Annotated in this window: 8 protein-coding genes; 3 read left to right on the forward strand and 5 right to left on the reverse strand. The window is 72.4% G+C overall.

Annotation, left to right across the window (positions count from 1 at the left end; genetic code table 11):
* Positions 1–104: 104 nt before the first annotated feature.
* The 3 genes from ACFWW9_RS44450 to ACFWW9_RS44460 all read right to left on the reverse strand — a co-directional run bounded on the left by ACFWW9_RS44450 (position 105) and on the right by ACFWW9_RS44460 (position 2,606).
* On the reverse strand, positions 105–1,529 hold the full coding sequence (locus tag ACFWW9_RS44450; protein WP_390389405.1) for an extracellular solute-binding protein: 1,425 nt from the start codon (positions 1,527–1,529) through the stop codon (positions 105–107).
* A 96-nt stretch (positions 1,530–1,625) separates the two neighbouring features.
* On the reverse strand, positions 1,626–1,814 hold the full coding sequence (locus tag ACFWW9_RS44455; protein WP_390389408.1) for a hypothetical protein: 189 nt from the start codon (positions 1,812–1,814) through the stop codon (positions 1,626–1,628).
* A gap of 48 nt (positions 1,815–1,862) precedes the next feature.
* Positions 1,863–2,606: a FadR/GntR family transcriptional regulator gene (locus ACFWW9_RS44460; RefSeq protein ID WP_390389410.1), complete on the reverse strand. Its 744-nt coding sequence runs from the start codon at positions 2,604–2,606 to the stop codon at positions 1,863–1,865.
* A gap of 72 nt (positions 2,607–2,678) precedes the next feature.
* Between ACFWW9_RS44460 and ACFWW9_RS44465 the strand changes: the two genes are divergently transcribed.
* The gene (locus ACFWW9_RS44465) at positions 2,679–3,836 is read left to right on the forward strand and encodes a mandelate racemase/muconate lactonizing enzyme family protein (RefSeq protein WP_390389412.1); all 1,158 of its coding nucleotides are present in this window, start codon (positions 2,679–2,681) and stop codon (positions 3,834–3,836) included.
* An 87-nt stretch (positions 3,837–3,923) separates the two neighbouring features.
* Here ACFWW9_RS44465 and ACFWW9_RS44470 read toward each other — a convergent pair whose 3' ends face one another.
* The gene (locus ACFWW9_RS44470; RefSeq protein WP_390389414.1) at positions 3,924–6,104 is read right to left on the reverse strand and encodes an MMPL family transporter; all 2,181 of its coding nucleotides are present in this window, start codon (positions 6,102–6,104) and stop codon (positions 3,924–3,926) included.
* Between the two features lie 334 nt (positions 6,105–6,438).
* Between ACFWW9_RS44470 and ACFWW9_RS44475 the strand changes: the two genes are divergently transcribed.
* Together ACFWW9_RS44475 and ACFWW9_RS44480 are read left to right on the forward strand one after the other, a co-directional pair.
* The gene (locus tag ACFWW9_RS44475; RefSeq protein ID WP_390389415.1) at positions 6,439–7,665 is read left to right on the forward strand and encodes a sensor histidine kinase; all 1,227 of its coding nucleotides are present in this window, start codon (positions 6,439–6,441) and stop codon (positions 7,663–7,665) included.
* Positions 7,662–8,315 (forward strand): response regulator, encoded by a 654-nt coding sequence (locus ACFWW9_RS44480; RefSeq protein ID WP_390389416.1) that lies wholly within the window; start codon positions 7,662–7,664, stop codon positions 8,313–8,315. Before ACFWW9_RS44475 ends, ACFWW9_RS44480 begins: the two co-directional genes overlap by 4 nt.
* A 10-nt stretch (positions 8,316–8,325) precedes the next feature.
* Here the strand turns inward: ACFWW9_RS44480 and ACFWW9_RS44485 are convergent.
* A partial coding sequence (locus ACFWW9_RS44485) for a Dyp-type peroxidase (protein WP_390389418.1) occupies positions 8,326–9,122 on the reverse strand: 797 nt, incomplete at its 5' end.

The raw sequence follows: 9,122 nt of genomic DNA on the forward strand, positions 1-9,122 counted from the left end.
GGGGGGGGGGCGCCTGTCGGGCCATAACTGGGGTGGGGTGGGGGGGGGTGTGGAGGGGGGGGCGGGCGCCGGGCGAACCGGCGCCTGCCGCGGACGCAGGACGGTCATTGCTTGTAGCCCTGCTGCTCGAAGACCTGGACGATCCGGGCGTGGGTCGAGGCGACGGCTTCGGCGGGCTTGGTGCCCTGGATGACCGCCTGCATCATGTCGGTCAGCAGGTAGGCGGCCGTGGCGGCCTGCTCGCCGGGGCTCGGGGCCTGCGGGAACGCGTACCCGGTCTTGGTGGTCACCGGCAGCGGCGTGCGGGTCTGCTCCCGCAGCGCCGGGAACGCCGGGTCACCGCTGGTGTAGTAGGGATCCGAGTCCCACACCTTGTCCCACGACGGGTTCACCAGGCACGGCGCTCCCTTCGCGACACCGAGCAGCGCGCTCCCGCCGACCATGAACTTCGCGACCACCTTGGCGAGGTCGGGGTTCTTCGCCCCCTTGAACACGACGAACGAGTTGGACTCGCCGAACGCGAGCGGCTTGTCGAGCGCCGGTCCGGTGGCGCCGTTGAACGGGTGGGTGTTGGCGTAGACCGGGTTGTTCTTGGTCTTCGAGTCCGCGTAGACGCTGAACTGGTTGAGCGTGAGCCCGAGGATCTGGGCCAGCCAGTTCTCGTTGTTGCTCGAATCCGTCCAGCTGCCGATCCCCGGAGGCAGCATCGGCGCGTACTTCGGGTTCGTGTAGATGTCGCCGATGAACGTCACGGCGGCGACGGTCTCCGGCGAGTTGAACACGACCTTCGTGCCGGTGTTGTCCGCGATCGCCCCGCCGTAGGTGTTGATGACGTTGGCGATGAACCCGTTGGCGTCGCCGGAGCGGTTCACCGTGAGGCCCCAGCCGAAGCGCCGCTTCGCCGGGTCGGAGACCGCCAACGCGTTGTCGCGCAGCTCCTCCCACGTGTAGTGCGGTTTGAGCGGGAGGCCCTTCTCCTGGTACCAGTCCTTGCGCAGGTACATCGCGGACGCGATGAAGTGGTACGGGATCGCGAACCAGCGGCCGTCGAAGACGCAGTAGTTGTTCGCCTCCGTCGCGGGATCCCCGTACAGCGTGCGCATCTCGTCGACCACGTCGGTGACGTCGGTGAGCGCGCCGAGGTTGTGGAGCTGGCCGACGAACCGCCGATCGCTCACGAAGGCGAAGTCGCGGCTGGTGCCCGCCTTCACCTCGGCGTCCATCTTCGCGACCATGTCGCCCGCGTCGCCGGAGACCAGGTCGTTGTGGACCGTGGTGCCGGTGGCGTCCGCGAACACCTGCAACGACCTGTCCAGCGCCTTGTTGGCGGACTCCGAGTACAGCTTCTGCGACAGCATCCCCACCGACCCGCCGCGGAGCCCGGCCGCCTGGTCGAGCAGCGCCTTGGGCACCTCGACGTCGACCTGCGGCGCGGGCGCGGGACCTCCCCCGCACCCGGCGAGACCGAGCACGCCCAGCGCGCTCATCCCGAGGAACGTTCGTCTCGACCACTCCGTTTTCTGTTCCACGACAACTCCTCTCGCGTCCGATCGAGCGGACGCGTACCGACGGGGCGACAGTGCAACCGGCGGTACAGCGAGGCGAGCGCCACGCTGCCGGGTCGTTCACGCGGCGATGGACGCCGACCTGCTGAAACGTTCTCCTGGCAGCCCGTCGAGCGGTGCACGGGCGTGGCGCGGATCGGTGCGGTGGAAGGGGTTCCCGTCCACCGGGCGCGCGAAGAGGGAGGCGGCAGGGGGCTTCTCGACGTTCGTCAGCCCCAGCCGGATCGGCGGGATCGCAGGTGCCGCCATGCCTCGTCCGTCCTCGTCATCGGTTCCGGATGTCGGTGGTGCAGTGGGCTAACGCCGCCGGGCGGCCTTCCTGGTCCTCCGCTCCTTCTCCGCGATGAGCGTGGAGTTGTTGGCCAGGTGCGTGCGCATCGCCGCGCGGGCGGCTTCCGGGTCGCGCGCCACCAGCGCCTGGTAGATCTCCGTGTGGTCGTGGGTGGCCTTGCGCAGCGCGGCGGGCGCCTCGTTGGTGATGCGGCGGCTGGCGGTGCCGAGCCAGCGGGCGGAGTACATGATCCGGTCGAGTATGCGGTTGTCCGCCGCCCGGCAGATCTCCATGTGGAACTCGTGGTCGACCTCGAGGTAGGCGTCGGGGTCCGCCTCCAGCGCCGCCATGCGCTCGAGTTCGCCCCGCAGCCGCTCCAGCGTCTCGTCGGTGACGCTCGCCGCGGCCATCGCGGCGAGTTCGGGTTCGAGCAGCACGCGCATCTGGTGCAGCTCCTGGAGCAGCTCGGTGACGATCTCCGTCGGCAGCCACTCCACCAGCAGCGGGCTCAGGTAGTCCCACTCCGCGCGGGGGCGGACCACGACGCGGCGGCCCTGCGCGACGTCGACGATGTCCAGCGAGGCCAGGATCTTCAGCGTCTCCCGCGCCACCACGCGGGACACCCCGAACTCCTGGGAGATGTCCAGCTCGGACGGGACCGGACCGTCCTCCCACCCGCCCGCGACGATGCGCCGGGTCAGGTGGGCGGCCACCTGCACCGGGAGGGTCCGGACCTTGACAGCGTCCGGAGACTCTTGTCTCCTTTGCATGTCATCAGCTTATCGGACAAGCTGGGCATCGCGACAGTCCGTGAAAGTGCGCAACCCGGCGGCGGGAGAGCAATGCGGATCGTGAACGTGACAACGGCGGTGGTCGCCTACCACGGTCAGGCCACCCTGGTTCGGATCGACACCGACGAGGGCCTCAGCGGGTTCGGCGAGGCCAACCCCGACGCGGGCGCGGGAGCCGTCGTCGGGATGATCGAGTTCCTCACCCCCCTGCTGATCGGCGAGGACCCGCGCAACGTCGAGCGGTGCTGGGAGAAGCTGCGCCGCAACAAGGTCTTCGCGGGTCCGCAGGCCGGGGTGTTCGTGATCGCCCTGTCCGGGATCGAGCTGGCGCTGTGGGACCTCGCGGGCAAGGCCGCGGGCCAGCCCGTCTACCGGCTGCTCGGCGGGAAGTTCCGCGACCGGATCCGCCTCTACGCCGACTGCGGCGACGGCGACGACCCGGCGGGCTCGATCTCCGGGTGCGTCGACCGGGCCCAGCGGATGGTCGCCGAGGGCTTCACCGCCCTCAAGTTCGACATCGACGACCTCCACCACCCGGCCAAGTTCGACGACTTCAACCACACCGTCAACGCCGCGGAGCTGCGGTCGATGGTCGAGCGCGTGGCGGCCGTCCGGGAGGCGATCGGCCCGGACGTCGACCTGGCCATCGACCTGCACGCCCGGTACGACCTGCCGAGCGCGTGCCGCGTCGCGAGGGAACTCGAACCGTTCCACCTGATGTGGCTGGAGGAACCGCTGCCCGCGGAGAACATCGACGCGCTGGTGCGGGTGCGGGAGCAGACCCGCACGCCGATCTGCGCGGGCGAGAACCTTTACCTGCGTTGGGGATTCCGCGAGCTGCTCGAACGCGGCGCGGTGGACGTCATCGAACCGGACGTGCCGAAGTGCGGCGGGTTGGCCGAGGCCAAGAAGATCGCCAACCTCGCCGAACTCCACTACATACCGTTCGCACCGCACCTGGTGTCGACGCCACTGGGCACGATGGCGACGTCGCACCAGTGCGCGTCGATCCCCAACTTCCTGGTCCAGGAGTGGCACGCCCTCGACGAACGAGCGGTGTGGGACAGCTACGTCCACGCCCCCGACGGCAGCGGCTCGATCGTCAAGGACGGCTACATCACCCTGCCCGACACCCCCGGCATCGGCGTGGAACTCGACATGGACGGCGTCCGCGCCCACGCCGTCGAGGGCTACGGGGTGTTCGAGTAGTCCCCGACCGACCGGTGTGCGGGCCGGGTCGCCACCCGCGGTGATGAGGCGGGCCGGGCCGAGTTCCGCGGTGGTCGGCGGTCGGGTTCAGCGGACGGCGACCGCCGGGGGCTGCTCGTGGTCGGGTTGCCGCGGCTGGAGGGTGGTGCCCTCCACGTCGAGCCGGGGAAGCCAGTGCAGCCACTTCGGCAGCCACCAGGCGCGTTCGCCGAGCAGGGCCATGGCCGCCGGGACGAGGACCATGCGGACCACGAAGGCGTCCACGAGGATGCCCGCGGCCAGGGCGAAGGCGATCGACATCATCGTCGCGTCCGCTCCGGGGAAGAAGCCCGCGAAGACCGCGAACATGATGGCCGCCGCCGCGACCACGACCGGGGCCGCTTGGCGGAAGCCCGTGCGGATCGCCGTGGTGTTCGGGTCGCCCTTGCCGTGGGCCTCGTGCATCCGGGAGACCAGGAAGACCTGGTAGTCCATGGCCAGGCCGAACAGGATGCCGACGACGAGGATCGGCGTGAGGCTGATCAGCGGGCCGGGGTCGTCGACGCCGAACAGGCCGCCGAGCCAGCCCCACTGGAAGATCGCCACGGACGAGCCGAGCGCCGAGCCGATGGTGAGCAGGAAGCCCAGCACACCCACCAGAGGCACGAGCAGGGACCGGAACACCAGGACCAGCAGCACGAACGCCAGGCCGACGACGAGCGCCAGGTAACCCGGTAGGGCGGCGTTGACGGTGCTGGCCACATCGACGCTGACGGCGGTCTGCCCGGTGACGTAGGCGCGGGGGCCGTCGCCGCGCAGGTGGTCGCGGATGTCGTGGACCACCTGCTCGGTTGCGGCGCTGGCCGGGCCGGACGTGGGGATGACGGTGAGCAGCGCGGCGGTGCCGTCGGCGTTGGGCACGGGGTCGGTGACGGCCGCGACGTCCGGCAGGGCGGCCAGTGGAGCCTTGGCGTCGGCGGCGGCCTGCGGAGCGCCCGCGCCGTCGAAGAACACGGTGAGCGGGCCGGTGAAGCCCGCCCCGAAGGCGTCGGCGAGCAGGTGGTCGGCCCGGCCCTGGGTCGTGCTCGCGGTGGGCGTGGGGGCGAGGGTGGTCCGCAGGGAGAACAGCGGGATGCTCAACGCGCCGAGCGCCGCCGTGGTCACCACCAGTGCGACCACCCGTCGGCGGGTGACCCCGTCGATCCAGCCGCGGAAGAAGCCCCTGTCCCGGTGCTCGGGAGCCGGTGCGCCGACGGCCGCGCCGCGTTCCTTTCGGGGAAGAGCCCGGCGGCCGAGGCGTGCCAGCACCGCGGGGACGAGCGTGGTGGCGATGAGGACGGCGATGACGATGGTGAAGGCACCGGCGACACCCATCTGCGTGAGGAACGGGATCCCGGTGACGAACAGGCCGACCAGGGCGATGACGACGGTGAGACCGGCGGTGACGACGGCGGCGCCCGCGGTGCCGACCGAGGTGGCGACGGCGGTCTCGACGTCCTGGCCGCGGCGCAGTTCGTGGCGGAAGCGGCTGACGATGAACAGGGCGTAGTCGATGCCGACCGCCAGACCCAGCATCGTGGCGAGCAGCGGCGTGGACGCGGTCAGGTCGACGAAGCCGGTGGCGATCTGGATGCCGCACACGCCGACCCCGACGCCGACCAGCGCGGTCAGCAGGTTCATCCCGGCGATCGCGAGCGCGCCGTAGGTCACGGCCAGCACGACCAGTGCCACGAGCACGCCGATGAGTTCGGCGGAGTGCGCCCCGCCCTCCCCCACCCGGACCGCGTCCCCGGACGCCTCGACGGTGAGCCCGCCGGTCCGGGCCGCGGCGACGGCGTCCGCGAGGGCGTCGTGCTGGGCGTCGGTGAGGTCGAAGGCGCTGCTCTTGTAGGTGACGGTGCTGTAGGCGGTGGTCAGGTCCGGCGACAGGGCGGTGGGCGTCGGCTGGAGCGGGTTGGTCGCCGACGCGACCCCGTCGAGCCCGGCCAGCCTGGCGACGAGGTCGCCGACGGCGGCGGTGTTGGCCGCGGTGGTCAGCGTCTGCCCCTCCGGGGCCTTGACGACGACCCGCGCGGACGCGGTGTCGCCGCCGCCCCCGCCGAACTCGCGCTTGATGAGGTCCATCGCCTCGACCGACTCCTGGCCGGGCAGCGAGAACGTGTTCACGGTGGTGCCCGCCAGTTGGCTCGCGCCGACACCCGCGCCGACGAGCACCACCAGCCAGGCGAGGATGAACAGGGCCGAGCGCCGGTAAGCGGCGGCGCCGACGCGGAAGAGCAGGCGTGCCACGACGCTCAGACCTCCGTGCGAACGGGACGGGAGGGGCGGACGGCGGGCGGTGGAACGGGAAGGCGGGACATGGTGCCCAGCCTGTCTCCCTCCACAACGGACGGCATCGCTCGTCAGGCGGCTTTCCGACACCCGTCCGCTAGTCCGCGCGAGCTACGTCCACGCCGTCCCGAACACCGTGGCGAACGCTCCGCAACACGGAAGTCCTGGTGCGCTGTCGTCAACTTTCGACAGCGCGTAGTCCTCAAGAACTAGACGGCGGTCGCCGGGCATCGGTCCGGCGGCCGATGCGTGGCGGACGCGCGGAGGGCATCCTGGGGAGGTGTCGTCCAGTGTGGAACCACCCGTCCGGTCGTCCCGGTGGCACCAGCACGAGCAGGTCGGCACGGTGAGAGGGGTCTTCCGGGACGTCTGGCCGGTGCTCGTCGTGGCGCTGCTGGGCCTCCTGGTGCTGCGCGACGCCGGGACCACCTCTCCGCTCTGGCTGGTCGTGCTGGTGGTGGCCGTCCCCCTGCTGCCCGCTCTCGGGCGGCACCGCCGCCCGGTCGCCGCGTTCCTCGGCACGGCCGCGTGCACGGTCGCCGCCTTCGCGGTCCTCGGGCTCAGCGGTCACGAACTCGTCGTGCCGGTGCTGGTGCTCACCCTCTGCCTGGTGACCGTCGTGGACCACGAACCGGACCGGGTCGTCGTCCCGGCGGCCGCGCTGTGCGTGCTGTTCGACGCCGCCACCGTGCTGACGCCCATGTCGCCCGCTCCGGGCGCCAGCAGGCCGGTGTACGCGCTGGTGGCGCTGACCGGGGCCGCCGTGCTGCTGGGGCGCAACCGCCGGGGCCGCCGTGCCGTGCTGGCGGGGCTGCGGGAGCGCGCGGAGACCGCGGAGCGCACCAGGGACGCGCTCGCCCGTGCCGCCGTGGCGGAGGAGCGGCGGCACATCGCCCGCGAGGTGCACGACATCGTCTCGCACAACATCGCCGTGATGACCAACCTGGCCGACGGCGCCGCGGTCGCGTTGCGCCGCAACGCCAAGCCGCCCGCCGCGCTCACCGCGGTCGAGGCCATCGCGGGCACGGGACGGGAGGCGATGGAGGAGATGCACGCCCTGCTCGGCGTCCTGCGGGACCCCGGTGAACGCGACGAGCCCACCCGGCCGCCCGCACCGGGGATCGAGCAGCTGCCCGGCCTGGTCGAGCAGGTCCGGGCCGCCGGTCTGGACGTCGCACTGCTCCGACGCGGGGAGACTCGCCCGGTCGGTGGCGGCACGTCGTTGACGGCCTACCGCCTGGTCCAGGAGGCGCTGAGCAACAGCCTGCGCCACGCCCGCGACGCGCGGTCCGCCACCGTGACGCTCCGGTGGTCGACCGACCAGCTCGTCCTCGACGTCGTCGACGACGGGGTGTCCCGCGGCGCGGCTCCGACCGGTGCCGGTCACGGGCTCATCGGCATGCGCGAACGGGTGCTCGCCCACGGCGGGACGATCACCGCCGGTCCCGACGACCCGTCCGGGTGGCGGGTCACCGCGCACCTCCCGCTGACCGCGCCGCACGTGGGGAGTCCGGCATGACCACGGTGGTGCTCGTCGACGACGAACCGCTCGTCCGGCTGGGCCTGGGCATGGTCCTGGACGGCAGCGACGACATCGAGGTGGTCGGCCAGGCGGGTGACGGCGAGGAGGCCGTCGAGGTCGTCGGGCGGCTGCGGCCCGACGTCGTGGTCATGGACATGCGGATGCCGGGGACCGACGGCGTGCAGGCGACGCGGCGGATCGTCGCGTCCGGGTGGCCCAGTCGGGTGCTGGCGCTGACCACGTTCGACCTGGACGAGTACGCCTTCGCCGCGCTCCAGGCGGGTGCCAGCGGGTTCCTGCTCAAGACCTCGGACCCCCGGCACCTGGTCGACGCGATCCGCACCATCGCCCGCGGTGACGCGGTGGTCGCGCCGCGGGTGACCCGGCGGCTGCTGGAGACCTTCGCCGAACAGCTGCCGACCGGCGACTCCCCCGCCACCGACCCGAGGGTCGACCGGTTGACCGACCGCGAACGGGAGGTCCTCGTCGAGATGGCCACCGGCAAGTCCAACGCCGAGATCGCCCGCGACCTGTTCGTCTCCGAGTACACCGTGAAGGCGCACGTCGCACGGGTGCTGGGCAAGCTCGAACTCCGCGACCGCACCCAGGCCGCCGTCTTCGCGTTCCGGCAGGGCCTCGCGCGGTGACCCGCGCCGGTCAGGCGGGGACGGAGAAGTAGCCGCCGCCGACGGCCAGCAGGTACGGGTGCAGCGCGTCGGCCGTGAGGCGCTCCTGGGCACGGGCGAAACCGGTGGCGAAGTCCTTCTGGAACGCCATGAACACCACGCCCCGGTCGTCGCCACCGCCCTCGTGCACCCAGGAGCGGCGGAGCATCGCGGGGGCCGCGACGCCGGGCGTGCGCGGGTTCATCGTGCGGACGTGGGAGTCCAGGGCGGTGGTGGCGCCGTCCGGGTCGGCGGCGTAGTCCGGGACGCCCGCGGGCGGGGTGCCGTCGAGCCAGGTGCCGTCGGGGTGGCGGCCGATGACGCGGGCGCGGATCTCCGGGGTGTCGGCGTCCCAGAGCGGGTGGGCGAGGCGGATCACCCGGACGGCGAGCAGGGAGCTGCCGTCCGGGAGCAGGACGTCGGAGGTGTTGGTCTGCCCCTCGACGAACCCGAAGGGGTTGCGCTGCAACGGGGGCGAGTCGGCCTGGTCGACGGTGTCGCGCGCCACCGCTGTGCGCCAGGAGACCCTGGCGGGGACACGCGCCAGCAGCGCGTCCAGCCGGGCGGCGCAGTCGGTGGCGTCGTCGCCCTCGACCTGGAGGAGCGCGTCCGGGTTCGCGCGCTCGGGCAGCAGGACCTCGCCGGGGAACGGCGGCATCGCGGGCAGGCCCGGCGCCAGCGCCGGGCCCAGTCCCACGAGGACACCGGGTTCGCCGCGCAGCGCGAGGAGCGCGTCGCGGGTGCCGCCGCGCAGGAACGCCACCGCGCCCGCGCGGCGGGGGCGGCGCG

It is taken from the genome of Umezawaea sp. NPDC059074, assembly GCF_042738955.1.
Taxonomy (GTDB): Bacteria; Actinomycetota; Actinomycetes; order Mycobacteriales; family Pseudonocardiaceae; genus Umezawaea.